Annotated in this window: 21 protein-coding genes and 3 tRNA genes; 5 read left to right on the forward strand and 19 right to left on the reverse strand. The window is 57.4% G+C overall.

The annotated features are described in order from the left end of the window. Position 1 precedes the first annotated feature (1 nt). The 3 genes from AABC73_RS20005 to fabI are packed head-to-tail and all read left to right on the forward strand — an operon-like array spanning position 2 to position 3,446. Positions 2-1,021, forward strand: coding sequence for a microcin C ABC transporter permease (locus AABC73_RS20005; RefSeq protein ID WP_020288773.1), 1,020 nt, complete (start codon positions 2-4; stop codon positions 1,019-1,021). Position 1,022: 1 nt separating this feature from the next. After that, entirely contained in the window at positions 1,023-2,633 is a 1,611-nt protein-coding gene (locus AABC73_RS20010) for an ABC transporter ATP-binding protein (protein ID WP_341520641.1), read from the forward strand. A gap of 18 nt (positions 2,634-2,651) precedes the next feature. Then, positions 2,652-3,446: an enoyl-ACP reductase FabI gene (fabI, locus tag AABC73_RS20015; protein WP_065833467.1), complete on the forward strand. Its 795-nt coding sequence runs from the start codon at positions 2,652-2,654 to the stop codon at positions 3,444-3,446. Between the two features lie 156 nt (positions 3,447-3,602). Here fabI and AABC73_RS20020 read toward each other — a convergent pair whose 3' ends face one another. The 11 genes from AABC73_RS20020 to AABC73_RS20070 form a co-directional block, all read right to left on the reverse strand. Beyond that, positions 3,603-3,887 (reverse strand): type II toxin-antitoxin system RelE/ParE family toxin, encoded by a 285-nt coding sequence (locus tag AABC73_RS20020; protein ID WP_341520642.1) that lies wholly within the window; start codon positions 3,885-3,887, stop codon positions 3,603-3,605. Beyond that, the gene (locus AABC73_RS20025; RefSeq protein ID WP_341520643.1) at positions 3,877-4,116 is read right to left on the reverse strand and encodes a ribbon-helix-helix protein, CopG family; all 240 of its coding nucleotides are present in this window, start codon (positions 4,114-4,116) and stop codon (positions 3,877-3,879) included. The genes AABC73_RS20020 and AABC73_RS20025 overlap by 11 nt, the downstream gene beginning before the upstream one ends. 430 nt (positions 4,117-4,546) lie before the next feature. Then, positions 4,547-6,418, reverse strand: coding sequence for a SurA N-terminal domain-containing protein (locus tag AABC73_RS20030; protein ID WP_341520644.1), 1,872 nt, complete (start codon positions 6,416-6,418; stop codon positions 4,547-4,549). 222 nt (positions 6,419-6,640) lie between these two features. Then, positions 6,641-6,913, reverse strand: coding sequence for an HU family DNA-binding protein (locus AABC73_RS20035; protein ID WP_002552737.1), 273 nt, complete (start codon positions 6,911-6,913; stop codon positions 6,641-6,643). A 140-nt stretch (positions 6,914-7,053) separates the two neighbouring features. Beyond that, complete coding sequence (gene lon / locus AABC73_RS20040) at positions 7,054-9,450, reverse strand: endopeptidase La (protein ID WP_341520645.1); 2,397 nt, start codon at positions 9,448-9,450, stop codon at positions 7,054-7,056. Between the two features lie 148 nt (positions 9,451-9,598). Continuing rightward, a complete protein-coding gene (gene clpX / locus AABC73_RS20045; protein WP_331152118.1) occupies positions 9,599-10,882 on the reverse strand; it encodes an ATP-dependent Clp protease ATP-binding subunit ClpX in 1,284 nt (427 codons plus the stop codon). Between the two features lie 110 nt (positions 10,883-10,992). Continuing rightward, positions 10,993-11,628, reverse strand: a complete 636-nt coding sequence (gene clpP, locus AABC73_RS20050) for an ATP-dependent Clp endopeptidase proteolytic subunit ClpP (protein WP_341520646.1) — start codon at positions 11,626-11,628, stop codon at positions 10,993-10,995. A gap of 91 nt (positions 11,629-11,719) precedes the next feature. Continuing rightward, entirely contained in the window at positions 11,720-13,030 is a 1,311-nt protein-coding gene (tig, locus tag AABC73_RS20055; protein ID WP_020288780.1) for a trigger factor, read from the reverse strand. Positions 13,031-13,405: 375 nt separating this feature from the next. Beyond that, positions 13,406-13,490 (reverse strand) — tRNA-Leu (locus AABC73_RS20060). A 54-nt stretch (positions 13,491-13,544) separates the two neighbouring features. Beyond that, positions 13,545-13,620, reverse strand: a tRNA-His gene (locus AABC73_RS20065). Between the two features lie 50 nt (positions 13,621-13,670). Beyond that, positions 13,671-13,747 (reverse strand) — tRNA-Arg (locus AABC73_RS20070). A 296-nt stretch (positions 13,748-14,043) separates the two neighbouring features. Here AABC73_RS20070 and folD point away from each other — a divergent pair. Beyond that, positions 14,044-14,898, forward strand: coding sequence for a bifunctional methylenetetrahydrofolate dehydrogenase/methenyltetrahydrofolate cyclohydrolase FolD (folD, locus tag AABC73_RS20075; protein ID WP_341520647.1), 855 nt, complete (start codon positions 14,044-14,046; stop codon positions 14,896-14,898). 68 nt (positions 14,899-14,966) lie between these two features. On the opposite strand, the gene AABC73_RS20080 is transcribed toward folD, so the two are convergent. The 6 genes from AABC73_RS20080 to AABC73_RS20105 form a co-directional block, all read right to left on the reverse strand. Then, complete coding sequence (locus AABC73_RS20080; protein WP_341520648.1) at positions 14,967-16,739, reverse strand: ABC transporter substrate-binding protein; 1,773 nt, start codon at positions 16,737-16,739, stop codon at positions 14,967-14,969. A gap of 82 nt (positions 16,740-16,821) precedes the next feature. Then, the gene (locus tag AABC73_RS20085) at positions 16,822-17,094 is read right to left on the reverse strand and encodes a DUF2160 domain-containing protein (protein ID WP_331150874.1); all 273 of its coding nucleotides are present in this window, start codon (positions 17,092-17,094) and stop codon (positions 16,822-16,824) included. A gap of 11 nt (positions 17,095-17,105) precedes the next feature. Further along, the gene (locus AABC73_RS20090; RefSeq protein ID WP_331150875.1) at positions 17,106-17,906 is read right to left on the reverse strand and encodes a carbohydrate ABC transporter permease; all 801 of its coding nucleotides are present in this window, start codon (positions 17,904-17,906) and stop codon (positions 17,106-17,108) included. A gap of 9 nt (positions 17,907-17,915) precedes the next feature. Continuing rightward, complete coding sequence (locus tag AABC73_RS20095; RefSeq protein ID WP_065833457.1) at positions 17,916-18,779, reverse strand: sugar ABC transporter permease; 864 nt, start codon at positions 18,777-18,779, stop codon at positions 17,916-17,918. Then, positions 18,772-19,890 carry an ABC transporter ATP-binding protein gene (locus tag AABC73_RS20100; RefSeq protein ID WP_341520649.1) on the reverse strand — a complete coding sequence of 373 codons (1,119 nt, stop codon included), beginning with the start codon at positions 19,888-19,890 and terminating at the stop codon, positions 18,772-18,774. Before AABC73_RS20100 ends, AABC73_RS20095 begins: the two co-directional genes overlap by 8 nt. Then, complete coding sequence (locus tag AABC73_RS20105; protein WP_341520650.1) at positions 19,890-20,984, reverse strand: ABC transporter ATP-binding protein; 1,095 nt, start codon at positions 20,982-20,984, stop codon at positions 19,890-19,892. Before AABC73_RS20105 ends, AABC73_RS20100 begins: the two co-directional genes overlap by 1 nt. A 349-nt stretch (positions 20,985-21,333) precedes the next feature. Here AABC73_RS20105 and AABC73_RS20110 point away from each other — a divergent pair, with 349 nt between their 5' ends. Beyond that, on the forward strand, positions 21,334-23,208 hold the full coding sequence (locus tag AABC73_RS20110; protein WP_341520651.1) for a sigma-54-dependent Fis family transcriptional regulator: 1,875 nt from the start codon (positions 21,334-21,336) through the stop codon (positions 23,206-23,208). Positions 23,209-23,366: 158 nt separating this feature from the next. Here AABC73_RS20110 and cysS read toward each other — a convergent pair whose 3' ends face one another. Both cysS and AABC73_RS20120 read right to left on the reverse strand, forming a co-directional pair. Further along, positions 23,367-24,749, reverse strand: a complete 1,383-nt coding sequence (gene cysS, locus AABC73_RS20115) for a cysteine--tRNA ligase (RefSeq protein WP_341520652.1) — start codon at positions 24,747-24,749, stop codon at positions 23,367-23,369. A gap of 10 nt (positions 24,750-24,759) precedes the next feature. Next, a complete protein-coding gene (locus tag AABC73_RS20120; RefSeq protein WP_341520653.1) occupies positions 24,760-26,454 on the reverse strand; it encodes a glutamine--tRNA ligase/YqeY domain fusion protein in 1,695 nt (564 codons plus the stop codon). Between the last annotated feature and the right edge of the window lie 15 nt (positions 26,455-26,469).

Raw genomic sequence — 26,469 nt, forward strand, 5'->3', positions numbered from 1 at the left:
TATGAAGTTGTCTCCTCTCAATCGTCGCCGCTTCGAACGTTTCAAGGCCAACAAGCGGGGCTGGTGGTCGTTGTGGCTGTTTTTGATCCTGTTCGGCCTGAGCCTGGGCGCGGAACTGATCGCCAACGACAAACCGCTGGCCGTGCGCTATGACGGCAGCTGGTATTTCCCGGTACTTGAGCGCTACCCGGAAACCACGTTCGGCGGGGAATTCCCCCTGGAAGCCAACTACAAAAGCCCTTACATCAAGGAACTGCTGGCCGCCAAGAATGGCTGGGTGTTGTGGGCGCCGATTCCGTTCAGCTACCAGAGCATCAATTACGACCTGAAAGTCCCGGCACCCGCGCCGCCATCGGCAGAAAATCTGTTTGGCACCGATGACCAGGGCCGCGACGTGTTGGCGCGAGTCATCTATGGCTTTCGGGTTTCGGTGCTGTTTGCCCTGACCCTGACCATCCTCAGTTCGATCATCGGCGTGATTGCCGGTGCCTTGCAGGGCTTTTACGGCGGCTGGGTGGACCTGCTCGGGCAGCGCTTCCTGGAAATCTGGTCGGGACTGCCGGTGCTGTATCTGCTGATCATTCTCGCCAGCTTCGTGCAGCCCAACTTCTGGTGGCTGCTGGGCATCATGCTGCTGTTTTCCTGGATGAGCCTGGTGGACGTGGTGCGCGCCGAATTCCTGCGTGGGCGCAATCTGGAATACGTGCGCGCCGCCCGGGCGCTGGGCATGGAGAACGGCGCGATCATGTTTCGCCATATCCTGCCAAACGCCATGGTTTCGACCATGACGTTCATGCCGTTCATCCTCACTGGTGCTATCGGCACCCTGACGGCGCTGGATTTCCTCGGCTTCGGCTTGCCGGCTGGCTCGCCATCGCTGGGCGAACTGGTAGCACAGGGCAAATCCAACCTGCAGGCACCGTGGCTCGGCATCAGCGCCTTCGCCGTGCTGGCCTTGATGCTCAGCCTGCTGGTGTTTATCGGTGAATCCGCCCGCGACGCTTTCGACCCAAGGAAATGAGATGAACAATGACAATCTGATCGAGATTCGCGATCTGGCCGTCGAGTTCGTGGCGGGCGAAGGCTGTCAGCGCGTGGTCGAAGGCATCAGCTTTGATATCCGCCGTGGCGAAACCCTCGCGCTGGTGGGTGAAAGTGGCTCCGGCAAATCAGTGACGGCGCATTCGATCCTGCGCCTGCTGCCCTACCCGCTCGCCCGTCACCCCCGCGGCACGATTCATTATGCCGGCCAGGATTTGCTGACCCTGAGCGAGAAAAAACTGCGGGCGATTCGTGGCAACAAAATCGCCATGATCTTTCAGGAGCCGATGACCTCGCTGAACCCGCTGCAATCCATCGAAAAGCAGATCAACGAGGTTCTCGGCCTGCACAAAGGCCTGATGGGCAAGGCCGCCACACAGCGCACCCTGGAGCTACTGGAGCTGGTAGGCATACCCGAGCCGCAAAAAAGACTCAAAGCCCTGCCACACGAGCTCTCAGGTGGTCAGCGCCAGCGTGTGATGATTGCCATGGCCCTGGCCAACGAGCCCGAGCTGTTGATCGCCGATGAACCGACCACCGCACTCGACGTTACGGTGCAGCTGAAAATCCTCGAATTGCTCAAGGAATTGCAGGCCCGATTGGGCATGGCGCTGCTGCTGATCAGCCATGACCTGAACGTGGTCAAGCAAATAGCCAATCGCGTATGTGTCATGCAGCGCGGTTGCATCGTCGAACAAGCATCCTGTGAGGAGCTGTTCCGTTCGCCTCAGCATCCGTACACGAAAATTTTGCTGAGTGCGGAGCCCAGCGGCGGTCCGGCGGACAATCCGGCCGGTGCGCCATTGGTGGAAGTGGAGGACTTGCGGGTCTGGTTTCCGATCAAGAAAGGTCTGCTGAAACGGACCGTGGATCATGTCAAAGCGGTGGACGGCGTGCAGTTCAGCCTGCCGCAAGGGCAAACGCTGGGGATTGTCGGCGAAAGCGGTTCGGGCAAATCGACCATGGGCCTGGCGATTCTCCGGCTGATCGGTAGCCAGGGCATCATACGGTTTCAGGGCAAAACGCTAGACTGCCTGTCGCAGCAGCAGATTCGTCCGTTGCGCCGACAGATGCAGGTGGTGTTCCAGGACCCGTTCGGCAGCCTGAGCCCGCGGATGTCGGTGGGTGAAATCGTCGGCGAAGGCCTGCGTATCCATCGCCTGGGCACAGCGGCCGAGCAGGAGATGGCGATCATCGCGGCGCTCAGGGAAGTAGGTCTGGATCCGGAAACCCGGCACCGCTACCCCCACGAGTTTTCCGGTGGGCAGCGGCAGAGAATCGCCATTGCCCGGGCATTAGTGTTAAAACCGGCGCTGATTTTGCTGGACGAGCCCACTTCGGCGCTCGACCGGACAGTCCAGCGTCAGGTAGTGGAGCTGCTGCGGTCACTGCAAACCAAGTACAACCTGACGTATTTGTTCATCAGCCATGACCTGGCGGTCGTCAAAGCGCTTAGCCATCAATTGATGGTGGTCAAGCAGGGCCAAGTGGTCGAACAGGGTGACGCGCAAGCTATCTTTGCCGCACCGCAACATCCTTATACACAGCAGCTGCTGGAAGCCGCCTTTTTGGCGCCGGTAGCTGTCGATTAACCTGAAGAGGAACAACACATGGGTTTTCTCGCCGGTAAGCGCGTCCTGATCGTCGGTGTCGCTAGCAAACTGTCCATCGCATCCGGCATCGCTGCCGCCATGCATCGCGAGGGTGCAGAGCTTGCCTTCACCTATCAGAACGACAAACTCAAAGGTCGTGTCGAAGAATTCGCCGCAGGCTGGGGCTCCAATCCTGAGCTGTGCTTCCCTTGCGACGTCGCCAGCGACGAAGAGATCGCCAAGGTCTTCGAAGAACTGAGCAAGAAGTGGGACGGCCTGGACGTGATCGTTCACTCCGTAGGCTTTGCACCGGGCGACCAGCTCGACGGCGACTTCACCCAGGCCACCACCCGCGAAGGCTTCCGCATCGCGCACGACATCAGCGCCTACAGCTTCGTGGCCCTGGCCAAGGCCGGCCGCGAAATGATGAAAGGCCGCAATGGCAGCCTGCTGACCCTGTCGTATCTGGGCGCAGAACGCACCATGCCTAACTACAACGTGATGGGCATGGCCAAGGCCAGCCTGGAAGCGGGCGTACGTTATCTGGCCGGCAGCCTTGGCCCGGAAGGCACGCGCGTCAACGCAGTATCGGCTGGCCCGATCCGCACCCTCGCCGCTTCGGGGATCAAGAACTTCCGCAAGATGCTGGCAGCCAACGAAGCGCAGACCCCACTGCGTCGCAACGTGACCATCGATGAAGTCGGCAACGCCGGCGCGTTCCTGTGCTCGGACCTGGCGTCCGGCATCAGCGGCGAAATCATGTACGTCGACGGCGGCTTCAACACCACCGCGATGGGCAACCTGGAAGAGTAATCTTCCCAGCGTTACCCAAGCCCGCAGCTCGCAAGAGTTGCGGGCTTTTTTGTGGGTGAAATCTGTTGGAGCGAGGCTTGCCCGCGAATGGACAGAGCGTCATGAAGATCGACTCGAAGGTCGGCAATGGGCAACGGCTGTCCTCTCGGCATGGGTCTACCATGTAGTCGGTGGCAGGCGACGCGTATGGAAAACGCGCAACACCTGCAGGCGCCCGCCGCGAATTCGATAAGGTATGAGGTATGGCAGGTCGGGAAGTGGCCACTCTCGTGTTCCAGGAATACGCCCCTCACGGCCCATTGCTGGAAACCGGCAGAGGTGTTCAACACTTGCCTGTATGGCCAGAACGAAAGTTGCGGCGGCGGCGGGATTATCTAATGCAATGTAAGCGGCTTCGTCATCCAGATTTTTCAGTGCAGTTTTTAGCCACTCAACGCACATTGTTCGTCCACTTCTCCATGACGGCAGTGACTTCTCCTTCAGTCGCAAAGTCACCAGCATCGGCTTCTTCGACTGCGCGCTGGATTTCCGAAATTTGCCAGGCTTCGCGGGCCAGATATTCACGCAGGGCATCGATGGCCAGGAACGATTTGCTTCGGCCTGTAGCTTTGGCAAGAATCGCCAGGGTATCTGCCATCTCGTCTGGCAGCCTTAGGGACATAACGGACATGAGAACCTCCTGTGTAGTTTCCGGTATTACAGCACACTACATTGTCATACATCCATATCTGCCAAAATCGCACGCACTTTCACCACTCTTCTAAAAGGCCACTCAATGAGCGGCATTTTTATGGGACGGAGACGCACCTGTACAGACTGTGTGAAAACGTCACGAGCGAAGGCAAGACAAGGCAAAAACAGCCGGAAAAGCGGAGTCTAGGTGTTCTAAATGAGCATTTTCCGCCTGTTTTTAACGCAGTATTGTGTGCGTAGCGCCGAAGGTCGCCCAGCCTGCAGTAGTTTTCACACAGTCTGTGTAGGACCGGATTTATCCGGGAGGGCGTATTCGCGGACAAGCCGCGCTCCAACAGGCTCGCCGTACGCACAAAAAAAAGACCGCTCAATGAGCGGCCTTCTTTTTTTGTCGCCAGATCAGAGCATCAGAACCGCTCGATCTTCGCCTTGCTTTCCAGTTGCGCACGGTAAGCAGCAAAATCCTGCTGGCCGGCACGGGATGCCAGGAAACGACGGTATTGCGTTTTCTCTTCTTCAGACGGCGCAGCCGCTTGATTGACACCGTTGAGGCGCACAACCACATAGCTGCCGTCGGCCAGCGTCAGGCTGGTGAAAGCAGGTTTATCCTTGCCTTCAGGCTTGGGCATGCGGAACAGCGCTTGCAGCACCGCAGGCTCAACGCCCTCCTGACTGCGAGTCACCGCTTCCATGACCTTCCAGCTCTGACCATCCTGTTTGGCGGCCACTGGAACCTTGCCATCGCGCAGACCGGCCAGCAGAGCATCGCCCTTGGCTTTGACGGCGGCGCTGGCGTGTTGCTTGATCAGCTGAGCACGAATCACACTGGCAACGCTTTCCAGCGGCAATTGCTCAGGTTGACGGTGCTCCCTGGAGTGCACAACCACCACGGTTTCCGGATCCAGTTCCAGCGCGTTGCTGTTGGACCCTTCTTCCAGCACTTCAGGGCTGAACGCAGCCTGCAGCACCGCGCGGTTAGCCGTCAGACCTTCGCCGCCTTCACGACCAAACGGTGCGGTAGTCTGGACTTTCAGACCCAGATCCTGAGCCGGCTGCACCAGATCGGACGATTCGAACGCCGAATCCTCAAGCTGCTTGGTCGCTTCCACGAAGCGCTGCTCAACCTGCTGGGATTTCAGGTCGTTGGTGAGCTTGCCCTTCAGGCTGGCAAACGTAGGCACCGACGGCGCTTCCACACCCAACAACTTGATCAAATGCCAACCGTAGGAACTTTGCACTGGCGCCGAAACCTGATCTTTGTTCAAGGCATACAGCGCCTCTTCAAAGGCCGGATCGTAAACACCCTTGCCTGCGTAACCCAGATCGCCGCCTTTGGATGCCGAACCCGGATCCTGGGAGAATTCCTTGGCCAGGGCCGCGAAATCTTCACCTTTGGCCAGACGCTGCTGAATTTCTTCAATCTTCGCCTTGGCCTGCTCTTCGTTCAGCTTGTCGCTGACTTCGATCAGGATGTGCGCTGCACGACGCTGCTCGGCCAGATTGGAAATTTCTTTCTGATAGGCCGCCTGGAGATCTTCGTCCTTGACCTGCACCTTGTCGAAGAAGGAAGACTTCTTCAGCTCGACGTAATCAAGTACGACCTGTTCCGGGCTCAAGAACTCTTTGGCGTGTTCGTCGTAATGCGCCTTGATCTCGTCGTCGGTAACCTTGGCTGCTGTGGTATCGGCAGCCAGCGTCAGCGTTGCGAAATCCCGGGTCTGTTTTTCCAGACGGGCAAACGCTTCGACTTGAGCGTCGGTCACAAAAGCACTGCCAGCGACGCCAGCACGCACCTGACCAATCAGCATTTCCTGAGCGAGCATCTGGCGGAACTGCAGCCGGGTAAAGCCCAGCTGACGAATCACCTGATCGAAACGGTCGGCGTTGAATTTGCCATCCACCTGAAACTCGGGTGTCTGCAGGATCTGTTGATCCAGTGCAGTTTCCGAGAAGGAAAACTTCGCCTTGGCGGCACCTTGCAACAGCAGCTTGCGGTCAACCAGACCTTTCAAGGCGGCGTCGTGCAGCATTTTCTCGTCGAGCAGAGCAGGATCGAAATCCTTGCCCAACTGCTGCATGAGCTGACGACGTTGCATATCGATTGCCTGGCTCAGCTCGGTCTTGGTGATCTCATCACCGTTGACCTTGGCGGCGTCCTGCTTGGTGCTGGTCGCCGAAAAAAGAGCGTCGAATCCCGTCAAAGCCATCAAGGCAATGATGACGCCGATAATGGTCTTGGCAATCCAGCCCTGTGAATTGTCCCTGATATTCTGCAGCATGCGTCCCCCAAAACGGTTGTACTGACTATCCAACCGCGGAGCGTGGGTAGAAAGCGGATAGAAGAAAGGCGCATCCGAGGATGCGCCTTCTCGTAACTGGCGAAGCGGACGGGGTAGCTACTTGCGACCCCGGTGTGTCAGGCCGGATTCAAACCGACCGCACTACCGCTCCGCTGCCGATGCAGAATAGTTCTGCTTCGGTTGGGCAAAGGCTTTGAGAACTTAGTTGACAGCTTCTTTCAGGGCTTTACCGGCTTTGAAACCTGGTTTTTTAGCAGCAGCGATTTCCAGTGTCTTACCGGTCTGAGGGTTACGACCGATACGTGCTGGACGATCAGTCACGGAGAATGTTCCGAAACCCACCAGTACCACGGAGTCGCCAGCCTTCAGAGCGCCAGTGACGGATTCGATTACTGCATCCAGCGCACGGCCGGCAGCAGCTTTCGGGATATCAGCAGATGCAGCGATAGCATCAATCAGTTCCGACTTGTTCACTCTAAGTCCCCTTATGTCTATATTGAGTATGTTTCTAAGTTTTTTGGTAAAGCCAAACGAACGCTGAACGGCTTGCAGATGCTTAAAAGAGCCGCTTTATAACAAGGGCTCTAAAAAGCTGTCAAGGAAGGCCGCCCAGACTAATGCGTGCTAATCCTTTCCTTAGAGTCAGACTCGCGTTTTTCATCCTTCGCAACCATCTCCGGAGCCACATCCGGCAAGGGCTCCGGCGCGTATTGCAGCGCAATTTGCAGGACTTCGTCAATCCAATTAACCGGCTTGATCTGCAGGTCACGCTTGATGTTGTCAGGAATCTCTTTCAGGTCACGGACGTTTTCTTCCGGAATGATCACCGTTTTGATACCGCCACGGTGCGCAGCCAGGAGTTTTTCCTTGAGCCCGCCGATCGCCAGAACCTGCCCGCGAAGGGTGATTTCGCCCGTCATTGCCACGTCCGCACGCACAGGGATCTGTGTCAGCGCCGAAACAAGGGCCGTGCACATGCCTACGCCTGCGCTAGGACCATCTTTGGGCGTCGCGCCTTCTGGCATGTGGATATGCGTGTCGCGCTTCTCGTGGAAGTCCACAGGAATCCCGAGACTTTTCGCGCGACTGCGCACCACGGTCAGTGCCGCCGTAATGGATTCAACCATCACATCGCCCAGCGAACCGGTCTTGATCAGCTGACCTTTGCCCGGCACAACCGCCGCTTCGATGGTCAGCAATTCACCGCCCACTTGCGTCCACGCCAGACCGGTAACCTGCCCGATCTGGTCCTGCTGCTCAGCCAGGCCATAGCGGAATTTGCGTACGCCGAGGAAATGCTCAAGCATTTCGGCCGTGACACGAATTGCAAAACGTTTTTCCAGCGCGTGCTCTTTGACCGCCTTGCGGCAGACCTTGGCAATCTGGCGCTCAAGGCTACGCACACCTGCTTCACGGGTGTAGTAACGAATGATGTCGCGGATCGCTTCCTCGTCGAATTCCACTTCGCCTTTTTTCAAGCCGTTGGCCTGAATCTGCTTGGGCGAAAGGTATTTGACGGCGATGTTGATCTTCTCGTCTTCGGTGTAGCCAGGCAGACGGATGACTTCCATCCGGTCCAGCAACGCCGCAGGGATGTTCATCGAGTTTGCGGTGCACAGGAACATTACGTCGGACAGGTCGTAGTCGACTTCCAGGTAATGGTCGTTGAAGTTGTGGTTTTGCTCCGGATCGAGCACTTCAAGCAATGCCGAAGCCGGATCGCCGCGCATGTCACTGCCCATCTTGTCGATTTCATCGAGCAGGAACAGTGGATTGCGAACGCCAACCTTCGTCATCTTTTGAATCAATCTTCCTGGCATCGAACCGATATAAGTTCGGCGATGACCACGAATTTCGGCTTCATCACGTACGCCACCCAAGGCCATGCGCACAAATTTGCGGTTGGTTGCGTGTGCAATGGACTCGGCCAGCGAGGTTTTACCCACACCAGGCGGGCCAACCAGACACAGCACCGGGCCACGAATTTTCTTCACGCGCTTTTGCACGGCGAGGTATTCGAGAATGCGTTCTTTGACTTCATCAAGGCCGTAATGGTCAGCGTCGAGAATGTCTTCAGCGCGGGCCAGATCCAGACGAACCTTGCTCTGCGCCTTCCACGGCACCTGAACCAGCCAGTCGATATACGAGCGAACCACAGTGGCTTCAGCCGACATCGGCGACATCTGCTTGAGCTTATTCAGCTCGGAAGTTGCTTTGGCCAGTGCGTCTTTTGGCAGGCCCGCGGCATCGATACGCTTTTTCAAGTCTTCGATTTCGTTGTGACCTTCCTCGCTGTCGCCGAGTTCTTTCTGAATAGCCTTCATCTGCTCGTTCAGGTAGTACTCGCGCTGACTGCGCTCCATCTGTTTTTTGACCCGGCCACGAATGCGCTTCTCGACCTGCAGCAGGTCAATCTCGGCATCCAGCAACGCCAGCACGTGTTCGACACGGGCTGGTAGATCGATAATTTCGAGAATTTCCTGCTTTTGCTCGATTTTCAGCGCCATGTGCGCCGCCATGGTATCCACCAGGCGACCCGGCTCATCAATGCTGTTCAGCGAGGAAAGCACTTCAGCCGGGACTTTCTTGCCCAACTGAACATATTGTTCGAACTGCGCCAACAGGCTGCGCACAAAGACTTCGGACTCACGGTCAGGCGCGTCTGTCTCTTCGATCAGCGCGACTTCTGCGCGGCAGTGACCGTCGACTTCCATGAAGCGTTCGACCGAGCCGCGCTGCTCGCCCTCTACCAGCACCTTGACGGTACCATCGGGCAATTTGAGCAGCTGCAATACGGTTGCAATGGTGCCGACGCTATAAAGAGCTTCTTCACCAGGATCATCATCAGCAGGATTTCTTTGCGCGAGCAACAGGATCTGTTTGTCGCCGGTCATCGCAGCCTCAAGGGCTTCGATAGACTTCTCGCGCCCCACGAACAGCGGGATAACCATGTGCGGATAAACCACAACATCACGCAATGGCAAGAGAGGCAATTCAATGGTCGTTTTCATGATTTCGCCTCTACGGCGGCCAAGTGGCCGTGACAGGTTGAATGAGCTTGAATTCAAGATGGGGGTAGATCCTGAAAAAAACAAGCTCTGGAGCAGGAAATGCAAAAGGGGCCCGAAGGCCCCTTCTTTATTCATGCAGCAGTGTCACTCACGCGTCCGGAGCGACCTTGGCAGGCGGCTCGCTGTTTTCATATATCAACAGCGGCTTGGACGTGCCATCGATGACGCTCTCGTCAATCACCACCTTGCTCACCTCGGATTGCGAGGGGATCTCGTACATGGTGTCGAGCAGGACGCCTTCGAGGATGGAGCGCAGGCCACGGGCGCCGGTTTTGCGCTCAAGCGCGCGACGGGCAACCGATTTCAACGCGTCGGCACGGAACTCGAGGTCCACACCTTCCATTTCGAACAACTTGGCATACTGCTTGGTCAAGGCGTTTTTCGGCTCGGTGAGAATCTGCATCAACGCAGCCTCATCCAGCTCGTCCAACGTCGCCAGAACCGGCAGGCGACCGACGAACTCAGGGATCAGACCGAACTTGACCAGATCGTCAGGCTCGACTTCACGCAGGGATTCACCGACCTTCTTGCCTTCTTCCTTGCTGCGGACTTCGGCATTGAAACCGATGCCGCCCTTGGTGGAACGGTTCTGGATAACCTTTTCCAGCCCAGAGAACGCGCCGCCGCAGATGAAGAGGATGTTCCGCGTGTCAACCTGAAGGAATTCCTGCTGCGGATGCTTGCGACCACCTTGAGGCGGAACGGAAGCGACCGTACCTTCGATCAACTTGAGCAGGGCCTGCTGCACGCCTTCACCGGAAACGTCCCGGGTGATCGACGGGTTGTCCGATTTGCGCGAGATCTTGTCGATTTCGTCGATGTAGACAATGCCCATCTGAGCTTTTTCTACATCGTAATCGCACTTCTGCAGCAGCTTCTGAATGATGTTCTCGACATCCTCACCCACATAACCCGCCTCAGTGAGGGTGGTTGCGTCGGCGATGGTGAACGGAACGTTCAGCAACCGGGCCAGTGTTTCGGCAAGCAGGGTTTTACCCGAGCCTGTCGGGCCGATCAGCAAAATGTTGCTCTTGCCGAGTTCGACGTCGTCATTCTTCTTGTCACGCTGGTTCAGACGCTTGTAGTGGTTGTACACCGCTACGGCCAGAACCTTTTTGGCACGCTCCTGACCGATCACATACTGATCAAGGATGCCGCTGATTTCTTTAGGCGAAGGCAATTTATGCGCGCTGCTTTCAGCCTGGGCTTCCTGCACCTCCTCGCGGATGATGTCATTGCACAGGTCGACGCACTCGTCGCAAATAAACACCGAGGGGCCGGCAATCAATTTGCGGACTTCATGCTGGCTTTTGCCACAGAAGGAGCAATAGAGCAGCTTGCCGTTGTCCTCGCCGTTGCGGGTGTCAGTCATTCGTTCGATCCAAATCCGATAGGCTTGCAACACAAGATGAAGGCTATTGCAGGCTTTTTCAAGCCCGCAAGTGATCAGAACAGCCGACCAACCCTATTTTGAGCTGCTTATTAAGCGGGGCGCTGACTGATCACTTCGTCGATCAGCCCATACTCACGTGCGGCTTCTGCGCTCATGAAGTTATCGCGGTTGGTATCACGCTCGATCTCTTCGAGCGTGTGCCCGCTGTGCTTGGCCATCAGCGTGTTGAGGCGCTCACGAATGAAAAGGATTTCCTTGGCATGGATTTCGATATCCGAAGCCTGGCCCTGGAAACCGCCCAGCGGCTGGTGAATCATCACGCGCGAGTTTGGCAAGCAATAGCGTTTGCCAGCGGCACCGGCTGTCAGCAGGAATGCACCCATGCTGCACGCCTGTCCGATGCAGGTAGTCGACACATTGGGCTTGATGAACTGCATGGTGTCGTAGATCGACATTCCAGCTGTCACTGAACCGCCCGGTGAGTTGATGTAAAGATGGATATCCTTGTCCGGGTTTTCCGCTTCAAGGAACAGCAGTTGCGCACAGATCAGGTTGGCCATGTAGTCTTCTACCGGGCCGACAAGAAAAATCACGCGCTCCTTGAGCAAACGTGAATAGATGTCATAGGCGCGTTCGCCACGGGCGGACTGCTCGACAACCATCGGGACCAAGCCGCCAGCGGCCTGGATGTCAGAGTTCTGCTGAATATAAGAATTGCGGGACATGTCTCGCATTCACTCCCAAATAGTCATTTCTTGAATACGCACAAGCCAGCGCGAAGGCTGGCTTGTAGGTGTTTTCGAACGAGAGAAAAAATCAGTCGGCTTGTGGAGCTTCTACCGGCTTGACTGCTTCTTCGTAGGAGACCGACTTGTCGGTCACGCTAGCTTTCTGCAAAACAGTATCCACAACTTGCTCTTCAAGCACAACAGAACGCACTTCGTTCATTTGCTGCTCGTTCTTGTAGTACCAGGCCACAACCTGCTCTGGCTCCTGGTAAGCGGATGCCATTTCCTGGATCAGCTCGCGAACGCGAGTATCGTCAGGCTTAAGGTCGAACTGCTTGACGACTTCAGCAACGATGAGGCCCAGCTCGACGCGACGCTTGGCTTGCTCTTCGAACAGCTCTGCCGGCAGTTGATCAGGCTTGATGTTGCCGCCGAACTGCTGAACAGCCTGCACGCGCAGACGGTTGACTTCGTTTTCCAGCAACGATTTAGGCACTTCGATCGGGTTGGCGGCCAGCAAGCCGTCCATTACCTGATTCTTGACCTTGGATTTGATCGCCTGACGCAGCTCGCGCTCCATGTTCTTGCGAACTTCGGTGCGGAAGCCGTCGATACCGGTTTCCTTGATGCCGAACTGCTTGAAGAACTCTTCGTTCAGCTCAGGCAGTTTAGGCTCGGAAACGGTGTTGACTGTCACGGTGAACTCGGCGGCTTTACCAGCCAGTTCCAGGTTCTGATAGTCCTCCGGGAAGGTCAGGTTCAGAACACGCTCTTCGCCGGCTTTAGCGCCAACCAGACCGTCTTCGAAGCCAGGGATCATGCGACCGGAGCCCAATACCAGCTGGGTGCCAGTGGCCGAACCGCCAGCGAATACTTCGCCGTCAACCTTGCCAACGAAATCGATGTTCAGCTGGTCTTCGTTCTGGGCAGCACGATCGGCCACTTCGAAACGAACATTCTGCTTGCGCAGGATTTCCAGCATGTTGTCAAGATCGGCATCAGCCACGTCGGCAGCCAGACGCTCAACAGCGATGGATTCGAAACCTGCAACCGTGAACTCAGGGAACACTTCGAAGGTAGCGACGTATTCCAGATCCTTGCCCTTTTCGAAGGACTTGGGCTCTACAGAAGGAGCGCCAGCCGGGTTCAGCTTCTGCTCAACCACTGCTTCGTAAAAGGTCGCCTGGATCAGGTCGCCCAGAGCTTCCTGACGCGCACCATCTTCATAACGCTGGCGGATCACGCTCATAGGCACTTTGCCTGGGCGGAAGCCCGGGATCTTGGCTTTACGTGCGGTCTGCTGCAGACGCTTGTTGACTTCAGTCTCGATGCGTTCGGCAGGCACGCCAATGGTCATGCGGCGCTCAAGAGCGGAAGTATTTTCAACAGAAACTTGCATGGATATTCCTCGTTGCACAGACGTTAGCCGGCCGTTTCCGACCCCAGAATCAAGGGCATGCATTCTAGTGGGTCAAACTCAAGAAGTCACCCTACTGAAAAAGGGCAAATGAAGAGGACGAATTCAGCGAGCCCGCAGGTGACAACCATGATGGGTTGCCGCCGACCAAAATGCGTCTGGCACGGCCTTAATAAGAAGGCATTGCGTGCACCTGCTCGTCGCCGATTCCATCCCCAAAGCACGCTTTACGCGACCGACGGCAGCCGGGCTGAGCGATCGGGCAAAACGACAAAACCATAATCCTGAAACAAAAAAAGCCGCACTAGGCGGCTTTCTTCAGTCGTTAGTGCTGAACCAGCAACAACGCTTGTATCCTGGTGCGGACGGAGAGACTCGAACTCTCACACCTTGCGGCGCTGGAACCTAAATCCAGTGTGTCTACCAATTCCACCACATCCGCATTCAATCTTTAAAGCAAAGGCGCCAGATTATAAGTCTGGCGCCTCTCTGAATATGGGGTGGACGAAGGGGATCGAACCCTCGACAACGGGAGTCACAATCCCGTGCTCTACCAACTGAGCTACGCCCACCATATTGCGTTGTAACCGTGACATCTTACTTGTGCCAAAGCTGCCTTTAATGGCGCACCCGGCAGGACTCGAACCTGCGACCATCCGCTTAGAAGGCGGATGCTCTATCCAGCTGAGCTACGGGCACTTATATAATCTGTATTCTTTAACGATCACAAATTAAAAGGCTTTCAATCACACCGAGCCAATTTGCAACTCTGCCTGACCAAATCAACCAGTGCTAGCTTAACCAGTGCTGGGCTGTGCCCGACAAGTGCGACGAATCTTATAGACGGTCCCTAGGGTCGTCAACTCTTTTTTCGAAAAAATTCAGTTAGATAAAGGAGTTAGCTGAATTCGCGGACCAAGCGCCTTTGCCCATGCGTCATGACATGCGAGAATGCGCGCTCTTTTCCAATCCCTCTCGATGGTTAATCACGCGTAATGACTGCAAAACTTATCGACGGCAAAGCGATCGCAGCCAGCCTGCGCCAGCAGATCGCCAAACGTGTCGCCGAACGTCGCGATCAAGGCCTGCGCACACCCGGCCTCGCGGTGATTCTGGTAGGCAGCGACCCCGCCTCTCAGGTTTATGTCTCGCACAAGCGTAAAGACTGCGAGGAAGTCGGCTTCATCTCGCAAGCTTATGATCTTCCTGCCGAAACCACCCAGACTGCGCTGACCGATCTGATCGATCGCCTGAACGACGACCCGACTATCGACGGCGTGCTGCTGCAATTGCCGCTGCCCGCGCATCTGGATGCATCGTTGCTGCTGGAGCGTATTCGCCCGGACAAGGACGTGGATGGCTTCCATCCTTATAACGTCGGTCGACTGGCCCAGCGTATTCCGCTGCTGCGTCCGTGCACTCCGAAAGGCATCATGACCCTGCTGGAAAGCACTGGCGTCGATCTCTACGGGATGGACGCCGTCGTTGTCGGCGCCTCGAACATCGTTGGTCGCCCAATGGCAATGGAACTGCTGCTGGCCGGTTGCACCGTGACCGTTACGCACCGCTTCACTCAGGATCTGGCCGGCCACGTGGGCCGCGCTGATCTGGTGGTGGTCGCGGCGGGCAAGCCGGGGCTGGTCAAGGGCGAATGGATCAAGCCGGGCGCGATCGTCATCGACGTCGGCATCAATCGCCAGGAAGACGGCAAGCTGGTCGGCGACGTAGTTTACGAAACCGCCCTGCCCCGCGCTGGCTGGATCACACCGGTTCCGGGCGGCGTTGGCCCGATGACCCGTGCCTGCCTGCTGGAAAACACCTTGTATGCGGCAGAAACCCTGCACGGCTGATCAAGACGGCAATCCGCGGCATAAAAAAGCACCCGAACGGGTGCTTTTTTGTTCACGCCTGTTGAAGCTTACTTCTTGGCGCTTTCCCAGCTTTTGAGCAGTTCCGAGTAAGCGATGGTTTCGCCTTTAGGCTTCTCGTTGGCCAGCTTGCGCTGTGGAGCAGCCCAACCGTCCGGCGATGCTTCGCCTTTCTTGTACCAGGCTTCGGCCGTGGTTTCCGGGTTCATCTTCGGTGCACAACCACTGGCGTCCTGGACCTTGGACCGCTCGATGCGGGTCATGATCGCATCCTGATCCTTGGCCAGACCGTCCAGCGCCACTTGCGCAGTCTTCTCGCCGGTGACCGCTTCGGCCACATGACTCCACCACAGCTGCGCCAGCTTCGGATAATCCGGCACGTTGGTGCCGGTTGGCGACCATTGCACGCGAGCCGGACTGCGATAGAACTCCACCAGGCCACCGAGTTTCGGTGCCAGCGCGGTCATTTCCTTGGAGTTGATGTCCGATTCGCGAATCGGCGTCAGGCCAACAATGGTTTTCTTCAGAGAAACGCTTTTCGAGGTCACGAACTGCGCATAGAGCCAGGCCGCCAGACGGCGTTTTTCGTCGGTGGCTTTCAGGAAGGTCCAGGAACCCACGTCCTGATAACCGAGCTTCATGCCTTCTTTCCAGTACGGACCTTTAGGCGACGGCGCCATCCGCCATTTTGGCGTGCCATCGGCATTCATCACCGGCAGGCCTGGCTTGGTCATGTCCGCAGTAAACGCGGTGTACCAGAAAATTTGCTGAGCCACGCTGCCCTGAGCCGGCACCGGTCCGGATTCGGAGAAGGTCATGCCTGCCGCTTCAGGCGGCGCGTAAGCCTTCAACCAGTCGATATACTTCTGGGTTGCGAAGACCGCCGCAGGCCCGTTGGTATCGCCGCCGCGAGTGATGCTCGAACCCACCGGATGGCAGCCTTCTACGCGAATACCCCACTCATCCACCGGCAAACCGTTGGGCAAGCCCTTGTCGCCGCTGCCAGCCATGGAGAACCAGGCATCGGTGAAGCGCCAGCCCAGCGATGGGTCTTTCTTGCCGTAATCCATATGGCCATAAACCCGCTTGCCGTCGATTTCCTTGACGTCTTCGCTGAAGAATTTGGCGATGTCTTCATAAGCCGACCAGTTGACCGGCACGCCCAGTTCGTAACCGTACTTGTCCTTGAATTTCTTTTTCAGGTCCGCACGTTCGAACCAGTCGGCGCGGAACCAATAAAGGTTGGCGAACTGTTGGTCGGGCAGCTGATACAGGTCGCCGTCAGGCGCAGTCGTAAACGACGTTCCGATGAAATCCTTGATATCCAGAGTAGGCGATGTGACTTTCATCCCTTCCGGGCTGGCCATCATCTTTGTAATCGACAGCGCCTTGCCGTAGCGGAAGTGAGTACCGATCAAGTCAGAATCGTTTACCCAGCCGTCATAAATACTTTTATCGGACTGCATGGCGGTTTGCAGTTTCTCGATCACGTCGCCTTCCTGCAGCAAGTCATGGGTGACCTTGATGCCGGTGATTTCGGTGAACGCCTTGGCCAGGGTTTTCGACTCGTATTCGTGGGTGGTCAAGGTTTCCGAAACCACCTTGATATCCATGCCACGGAACGGCTCGGCGGCCTTGATGAACCACTTCAGCTCCTCCAGTTGCTGCTCGGGGCTGAGGGTCGACGGCCGGAATTCACTGCCAGCCCATTTCTTTGCCGCGTCCTCGTACTGATCCGCCCACGCCGCCATGCTCAAGCCGCTGATCGTCAGCATCGTGGCGATTGTCACGCTATGTCGCAGCTTGTTTTTGTTATTGAACATAGACACCTCCAGTGTTGATTCTTATTTGGTCCACTCAAAACCTCGCAGTGGATCGCTTGGGCAAACGCGATCCAGCCACCGCCTAACCCCAACGCATTACTACCAACAGCCAAACCAGGGAAATCCCCGAAGCAACCCAGATACTCCAGTCAGTCGCACCAATGACCAACAGGTGAAGGTAGGCGCTGCCGAGAAGCCCGATGAACAACCGATCACCACGGGTGGTGGCAATCGGCAAGAACCCCCTGCGCTCGATACTTGCCGAGCGCAACTCCCATACCGTCATCCCAGCCAGGATCAAAGCGATGCTGGCGAAGAAGGCAGCGGTCGGTAAAGTCCAGGACATCCACTCCATTTTTCGACTCCTCAGACCCGGCCGAGGGCAAAGCCCTTGACCACGTGATTACGAACGAACCAGATCACCAGCATGCCCGGCAGAATAGTCAGTACTCCGGCCGCCGCCAGTACGCCCCAGTCAATCCCCGACGCCGAGACGGTGCGGGTCATGACCGCTGCAATCGGCTTGGCGTTGACCGACGTCAACGTACGCGCCAGCAACAGCTCGACCCACGAGAACATGAAGCAGAAAAACGCCGTCACGCCGATCCCCGAGCCAATCAGCGGGACGAATATCTTCACGAAAAACTTGGGGAAGCTATAACCGTCGATGTAAGCCGTTTCATCGATTTCCTTGGGAACGCCCGACATGAAGCCTTCAAGAATCCACACCGCCAGCGGCACGTTGAACAGGCAATGCGCCAGTGCTACGGCGATGTGCGTATCAAACAGCCCGATGGACGAGTACAGCTGGAAAAACGGCAGCAGAAACACGGCCGGTGGCGCCATGCGGTTGGTCAGCAGCCAGAAGAACAGGTGTTTGTCGCCGAGAAAACGATAGCGTGAAAAAGCATAGGCCGCAGGCAACGCGACACTCAGCGATATCACGGTATTCAGACAAACGTAGTACAGCGAATTGATATAGCCGCTGTACCAGCTCTCGTCGGTGAAAATCACCTTGTAATTGGCGAAGGTGAAATCCTGTGGGAACAGCGTCAGGCCGCCGAGGATTTCCGTGTTGGTCTTGAATGACATATTGATCAGCCAGTAGATCGGCACCAGCAGGAACAGCAGGTAGATCCACAACGGCACTATCTTGCGCAGGTTCATGGCCTCTCCTCAGTTCTTTTCGCCGTGGGTCATGGCGGTGTAGAACACCCACGACACCAACAGAATGATCAGGAAATACACCAGCGAGAACGCGGCCGCCGGACCCAGGTCGAATTGGCCCAGGGCCATGGTGGTCAGTGTCTGACTGAGGAACGTGGTCGAGTTGCCCGGCCCGCCGCCGGTCAGCACGAAAGGTTCGGTATAGATCATGAAGCTGTCCATGAAGCGCAACATCACAGCGATCAGTAACACGCTCTTCATTTTCGGCAGTTGGATGTGTCGGAAAACCGCCCAGCCGGATGCACGATCAATCCGCGCCGCCTGGTAGTAAACGTCGGGGATGGCACGCAGGCCGGAATAGCACAGCAGCGCCACCAGCGACGTCCAGTGCCAGACATCGATGACCAGCACCGTCACCCAGGCATCCGAGGCATTGGCCGCATAGTTGTAGCTGATGCCGATCTTGTTCAGTGCGTAACCCATCAGCCCGATGTCGGCGCGACCGAAGATCTGCCAGATGGTGCCAACCACGTTGAATGGGATCAGCAGCGGGATGGTCATGACGATCAGGCACAGCGAAGACCAGCGGCCTTTGGTCGGCATGGTCAGCGCGATGGCAATGCCCAGGGGAATTTCGATCAGCAACACGCAGCCCGAATAGATGAACTGGCGCAGCAGCGAGTCATGCAGACGCGGGTCCTGCAGCACCTGTTTGAACCAGTCGGTACCGACAAAATAGCGACTGGACTGATCGAAGATGTCCTGCACCGAGTAGTTGACCACGGTCATCATCGGGATGATGGCGCTGAACGCCACCAGCAGGAAAACCGGCAGCACCAGCCACCAGGCCTTGTTGTTTTGCACCTTACGCATGGGGCACCTCACTTTCGGAGCTGGCCTGGAGCAGATATTCGTCGGCGTACAGCATCAGCCATTGCCCCGGAAAACTGATCCACGCCTGGCCTTGCGGCACAGGTTTGTCTTCCTGCAAGCGCACTTTCAACGACTGGCCAGCCAGATTCAGGGTCAGGATCTTGTAGGTGCCGAGATCTTCGACGTAGGTCACATCGGCGCACATCGCGTCGTCGTACGGCCCGTCCCACACATGGACGAATTCCGGGCGGATGCCGACTTTAAGGCTGCTCCACTGGGTACTGGCCAGCTTCTGTTGCAGGCCTTCGGACAGCGGCAGATGAATGTGACCGAAGCCGACGCCACCGGCTTGCGGGGTGACTTCAATCAGGTTCATCCCAGGGCTGCCAATGAAATAACCGACAAAAGTGTGGGAAGGTTTTTCGAACAGCTCGCGGGGCGTGCCGAACTGCACAATCTGCCCGCCATACATCACCGCGATCTTGTCGGCGAAGGTCGAAGCCTCCAGCTGATCGTGGGTGACGTAGACCATGGTGATGTTGAACTGCTCGTGAATCTGCTTGAGCTTGCGCCGCAGCTTCCATTTCAAGTGCGGGTCGATGACCGTCAGCGGCTCATCGAAGAGGATTGCCGACACGTCATCCCGCACCAGGCCGCGGCCCATGGAGACTTTCTGCTTCTCATCCGCTGAAAGGTTCTTGGCTTTGTTCTTCAACACGGCTTGCAGGTCCAGCACCTCGGCGATTTCCTGGACCTTGGCCTGGATGCGCTTTTCGTCCATGCCTTGATTTCGCAGCGGGAACGCCAGGTTGTCGTACACCGTCATGGTGTCGTAGACCACCGGAAACTGGAAAACCTGGGCGATGTTGCGCTTCTCGGGGGTCAGGTCGTTGACCACTTTCGAGTCAAACATCACTTGGCCTTCCGAAGGGCTGAGCAGGCCGGAAATAATATTGAGCAAGGTCGATTTGCCACAGCCCGAAGGCCCCAACAACGCGTACGCCCCGCCCTGCTCCCAGATATGACTCATCTCGCGAATCGCATAGTCATCAGGGCCCGACGGCGCACTGCTGTAGCTGTGGGCGAGGTTTTGCAAACGAATTTCGGCCATCAGGCAACCCTCGCCATACGCAAGCCCGGCGCCTGGATCAGGCGACCTTGCTCATCGAAGACAAACAGTTTGTGGGTCGGGATATACACCCGAATCGAAGCATCGACGTCGTAGGCGTGCACGCCGGGCAAATGCAGGACCAGCGAGAAGTGCTCGTTGCGCACGTGGAGAAAGGTTTCCGAGCCGCTGATTTCCGCCAGCTCCACGGTAACTGCCAGTTCAAGGTCGTCATCGTTGGAAGGCACCAGACTCAGATGACTGGGACGCACGCCAAAACGGAACGGACCCTCGCCGACTTTGCGCAGGTCCACGTTGAGCGGGAAATGCACGAAGTTGGCGAAGCTGACTTCATTGACATCAATGCGCCCCGGCATCAGGTTGATCGGCGGCTCGGAAAACAATTCGGCGGCCAGCACGGTCTTGGGCTGGTGATACACCTCAGGCGTCCGGCCGCTCTGCACAATCCGCCCTTCGTGCAGGATCGTCGTCGTGCCGCCCAGTGCCAGGGCTTCATTGGGTTCGGTGGTGGCGTAAATGGCGATGGTATGCCGCGCTTCGAACAGCTCGCGCATTTCCTGACGCAGTTCTTCGCGCAGTTTGTAGTCGAGGTTGACCAACGGCTCATCAAACAGAATCAGCTCGGCATCCTTGACCAGCGCCCGGGCCATGGCCGTGCGCTGCTGCTGCCCGCCGGACAACTCCAGCGGATGACGCTGCAGAAAACGCTCGATGCGCAGCATCTTGGCGGTTTCCAGCACCTTGCTGTGGATAACTTCCTTGGATTCCCCGGCCTGGCGCAGCGGCGAAGCGATGTTTTCAAACACCGTCATGCTCGGGTAGTTGATGAACTGCTGATAAACCATCGACACGTTGCGGTGCCGCACTGCGGTCTGCGTGACATCCTTGCCGTTCATCAGGATTCGTCCGCTGTCCGGCTTGTCCAGCCCCGCCATCAAGCGCATCAGGCTGGTTTTGCCTGACAGGGTGCGGCCCAGCAGAACGTTGAAAGATCCAGGTTCGAAGCTCAAGGATGCGTCGTCGATCCAGGTTTGGCCGTCGACAGCGCGGCTGACGTGCTCCAGCGTGAGTGACATGGCGTGCCCTTTATTGTTGGTTCTTATCAGGGGTGTTGCAGGCAGTCGAAATCTGCATCGAAATCTTTTTCGAATAGTTATGGCTATTTCCAGGAGTATTGCGACAAGCGTGCCAAGTGAGCGCTGGCGAAGCCGACAGCAGCAAAGCTGCGGATTAGAGCCTTCACCTGGAATCAGCTAGGGAAAGGGGTTTCAGTGCTGAACAAAAATGAACAGCAAACGCTGAACACTTGAACAATTCAAAGGTTGACTTTGAACAATATTGAACAACACTGGAGAAACGTTTCGAGCCAAGGCTCGTGCAGGTCGCACAACAAAAACAATAAAAGTACTCGCAGGATTCCCTCTCATGTCCACACCCAGTGCATCCCTCGCTCACGACATCATCGTTCAGGATTCATGGGCCCGTTGTCGGGAGTTTGGCCTGAGCCATCAGTCCAGCCCGTCATTCGGTCAGTTACCGGGTGCACAAGTGATTGAGCTGCTGGAACGGCATGATTCGCTGGTGCAGACCACCCATCAGGAAGTGCTGCCGTTCTACGAGAACATCCTCGCCAATTCCAATTGCCTGATTCTGCTGGCTGATAATCAGGGCCAACTGCTCAAGTCCTGGGGTGCCCAGCGCTTTATCGAACCCTCGCGCACGCAAGGCTTCTTGGCGGGCGCCAGTTGGGTCGAGCGCGGCACCGGCACCAACGCCATCGGCACCGCGCTGGCCTGTGAACAGGCGGTGCACATTGAACACGACGAGCACTTCCTCAAGGCCAACCGCTTCATGACCGGTTCGGCCGCGCCGATCTTCGATGCTCGTCGGCGCATCATCGGTGTGCTCGATGTGTCCAGCGACAGCTTCCTGCCGCCCTCCCACACGCTGGGCATGGTGAAAATGATGAGCCAGTCGGTGGAGAACCGGCTGATCCTTGACCAGTTTCAGGACACGCATTTCCAGCTGACCTTCAATACCGGGCTGAACAACCTGGACAGCCAATGGGCCGGGTTGCTGATCTTTGATGAAGCCGGGCACATCGTCAGCGCCAACCGCCGCGCCGATAATCTGCTGGGCGTCAGCCTGCTGCGGGCCAATATCGAAAATCTGTTCAAAAGCCCGGTCGCGCGTTTGCTGGATGAGCCCGAGGGGCAACCTTTTGCGCTGCAGGCTTCCGGACATAACCGCTTCCACGGTTTGCTCAGGCGTCCGAAGCGCAAACCGATGCATCTTCACGCGGTGCCGGCGCCTGCCAAAACACTGCCAAACGATGTATTGCCGCTGGCCGCCGTGGGCCTGGGCGATGCAACAGTCGAGAAAGCCGTGCGCCAGGCCGAACGGCTGCTGGAAAAGGACATTCCGCTGCTGATCCATGGCGAAACCGGGGTCGGCAAAGAGGTATTTGTCAAAGCCCTGCACCACGCCAGCTCACGTGCCGCCCGGCCGCTGATCGCCGTGAATTGCGCGGCAATCCCCGCCGAGCTGGTGGAGTCCGAGCTGTTTGGCTATGAGAAAGGCGCGTTCACCGGCGCCCACCACAAAGGCAGCATCGGCCTGATCCGCAAGGCGGACAAAGGCACACTGTTTCTCGATGAAATCGGCGACATGCCGTTGGCCGTTCAGGCCCGTCTGTTGCGGGTTTTGCAGGAGCGCAGCGTGCAGCCGCTGGGCAGCAGCGAGCAGTATCCGGTGGACATTCGGCTGGTGTCCGCAACCAATCGCAATTTGCGTGAACAGGTGCAGACCGGGCATTTCCGCCAGGATTTGTACTACCGGATCAGCGGACTGAATCTGGAACTGCCGCCGTTACGGCAACGCACGGACAAGGCCGCACTGATCCAGCGCCTCTGGGAACAGCATCGCGAAGCTCAGCAACATCGGGGCTTCGAGCCGAAAGTTCTGGCGCTGTTCGAAGAGCATCCATGGCCCGGCAACCTGCGCCAGCTCAGCAACGTGATTCAGGTCGCGCTGGCCCTCGCCGATGATGAACGCATTGGCGTGGAACACCTGCCGGACGACTTCTTTGCGGACCTGGAACGGGCAAACCCCGTAGGAGCGACTTCAGTCGCGAAGGCGTCAATTGCTCTCCCGGCTAAAGCCGGTCCTCCAGCAAGCCTCGCTCCAACAGATTTGAATGACTTGTTGCAAGCCACTGGCGGCAACATTTCCCAGCTGGCAAAACGCCTCGGCGTGAGCCGCAATACGCTGTACAAACGGCTGCGGGAACGCGGGGTTTGATGGCAAATCACCGTTGGAGCGAGCGGGCGGCGTTCCGACTTGCCCGCGAATCGGCTGTAGGAGCGACTTTAGTCGGGAAGGCGTCAATTGCTCTCCCGGCTAAAGCCGGTCCTACAGCAAGCCTCGCGCCAACGGGATAATGACGGCTCAGCAGCTAGTCAATCCGCCAATCGCCAGGTCGTTGCGCCTTTACCGTCTTCCAGCACCACGCCCATGGCGGTGAGCTGGTCGCGGATGCGGTCGGATTCGCCCCAGTTCTTCGCGGCACGTGCAGCCAGACGGGCTTCGATCAAGGCTTCGACTTCAGCTGCGTCCACCCGACCTTCTGCACCTGCGCGCAAAAAGTCGTCCGCTTCCAGTTGCAGGACGCCCAGCACGCTGGCCAATTCCTTCAAGCGTGCCGCCAATCCAGCCGCAGCCGGCAGATCGGTATCACGCAAGCGATTGATCTCGCGCACCATTTCGAACAGCACGGCGCACGCTTCCGGTGTACCGAAGTCGTCGTTCATTGCAGTGGAGAAACGCTCGACAAACGCCTCGCCACCCGCAGGTTCGGCAACCGGCAAGCCTCGCAGCGCGTGATAGAAACGTTCCAGCGCGCTCTTGGACTCTTTCAGGCTGTCTTCGGAGTAGTTGATGGCGCTGCGGTAGTGGCTCGAAACCAGCAGATAACGCACCACTTCCGGATGATATTTCTCCAGCACGTCGCGAATGGTGAAGAAGTTGTTCAAGGACTTGGACATCTTCTCGCCATTGATGCGAATCATGCCGCAGTGCATCCAGGCATTGGCGTAGGTCTGGCCGGTCGCGGCTTCGCTCTGGGCGATTTCGTTTTCGTGGTGCGGAAACTCAAGATCGCTGCCGCCGCCATGAATATCGAAGGTCTCGCCCAGGCAGCAGGTGGACATCACCGAGCATTCGATGTGCCAGCCCGGACGCCCGGCGCCCCAAGGTGATTCCCAGCTCGGCTCGCCCGGCTTGACGCCCTTCCAGAGCACGAAATCCAGCGGATCGTCCTTGGACTCATCCACTTCGATACGCGCGCCGATGCGCAGGTCTTCGATCTTCTTGCGCGACAGCTTGCCGTAACCGAGGAACTTGCCGACGCGGTAATACACGTCGCCGTTACCCGGCGCGTAGGCGTAACCCTTGTCGATCAAGGTCTGGATCATGGCGTGCATGCCAGCGATATGACCGGTGGCACGCGGCTCCATGTCCGGCGGCAGAATGTTCAGCCGCGCTTCGTCCTCATGCATCGCATCGATCATGCGCGCGGTCAGGGCATCAAACGTTTCGCCGTTGTCACGGGCACGGTTGATGATCTTGTCGTCAATATCGGTGATGTTGCGCACGTACGTCAGGTCATAGCCGCTGAAGCGCAACCAGCGCGTGACGAGGTCGAACGCCACCATGCTGCGGCCATGGCCAAGGTGGCAGTAGTCGTACACGGTCATCCCGCAGACGTACATGCGCACCTTGTTGCCATCCAGCGGCTTGAAGACTTCTTTGCTCTTGGTGAGCGTGTTGTAGATGGAAAGCACGTGGTGTCCCTTAAGTCCAGGAGTCCCGCAGCGTTACCGTGCGGTTGAATACTGGTTGACCTGGTTTCGAGTCCTTGATGTCCGCGCAGAAATAACCTTCGCGTTCGAACTGGAAACGGTCTTCCGGTTGCGCGTTTGCCAAAGAAGGTTCGGCGCGACAACCGGTGAGGACCTGCAGCGAATCAGGATTGATGTTGTCCAGGAAGCTGGCGCCGTCTTCGGCTTTTTCCGGGTTCGGCGAGCGGAACAGACGATCATACAGACGCACTTCGCATTCGACGCTGGCCGCGGCCGGCACCCAGTGCACCACGCCTTTGACCTTGCGGCCTTCAGGGTTCTTGCCCAGGGTTTGCGGGTCGTACGAGCAACGCAGCTCGACGATGTTGCCGTCGGCATCCTTGATCGCTTCGTCAGCACGGATCACATAGCTGCCGCGCAGACGCACTTCGCCGTTGGGTTCCAGACGTTTGTAGCCTTTTGGCGGCTCTTCCATGTAATCGTCGCGGTCGATGTAGATCTCGCGAGCGAACGGCAACTCGCGCACGCCGAGGTCTTCTTTCGGGTGACGCGGCAGTTCCAGCTTCTCGACCTGGCCTTCCGGATAATTGGTGATCACGACTTTCAGCGGACGCAGCACGCACATGGCACGCGGCGCGCTGTGGTCCAGATCGTCGCGGATGCTGAATTCGAGCATGGCGAAATCCACTACGCCATCAGAGCGATTGGTGCCGATCATCTCGCAGAAGTTGCGAATCGACGCTGGCGTGTAGCCACGACGACGGAAACCGGAAATGGTCGACATGCGCGGGTCATCCCAGCCGGACACATGCTGCTCGTCGACCAGTTGCTTGAGTTTGCGCTTGCTGGTGACGGTGTAGCTCAGGTTCAGACGCGAGAACTCGTACTGACGCGGATGGCAAGGTACTGGCAGATTCTCCAGGAACCAGTCATACAGCGGACGATGGCCTTCGAACTCCAGGGTGCAGATCGAGTGCGTGATGCCTTCGATGGCATCGGACTGACCGTGGGTGAAGTCATAGTTCGGGTAGATGCACCATTTGTCGCCGGTCTGGTGGTGATGCGCGTGACGGATGCGATACAGGATCGGGTCGCGCAGGTTCATGTTCGGCGAGGCCATGTCGATCTTGGCGCGCAGCACGCGTGCGCCGTCCTGGAATTCACCGGCCTTCATGCGGGCGAACAGGTCCAGGCTTTCCTCGACGCTGCGCTCACGGAACGGGCTGTTCTTGCCCGGTTCGGTCAGGCTGCCGCGATACTCACGGGCCTGCTCGGGGGTCAGATCGTCGACATAGGCCTTGCCCGACTTGATCAGCTCGACTGCCCAGTCGTGCAATTGGTCGAAATACTGCGAGGCATAGCGCACTTCGCCGGACCATTCGAAGCCCAGCCACTTGATGTCATTTTCGATGGCATCGATGTATTCCTGGTCTTCCTTGGCCGGGTTCGTATCGTCAAAGCGCAGATGCGTTTCGCCGCCGAATTCCTTGGCGAGACCGAAATTCACGCAGATCGACTTGGCATGACCGATATGCAGATAGCCGTTGGGCTCAGGCGGAAAGCGGGTGACGATCTTCGTGTGCTTGCCGGCATCCAGGTCAGCCTGGACGATCGGGCGCAGGAAATTGGTCGGGACAGCAGGGCCTGCCTTGGAATTCGCAACGGGGTCTTGAGTGGGCTTGCTCATAGGATCCTTGGACAA

The sequence above is a fragment of the Pseudomonas sp. G.S.17 genome, from assembly GCF_038096165.1.
Classification (GTDB): Bacteria; Pseudomonadota; Gammaproteobacteria; order Pseudomonadales; family Pseudomonadaceae; genus Aquipseudomonas.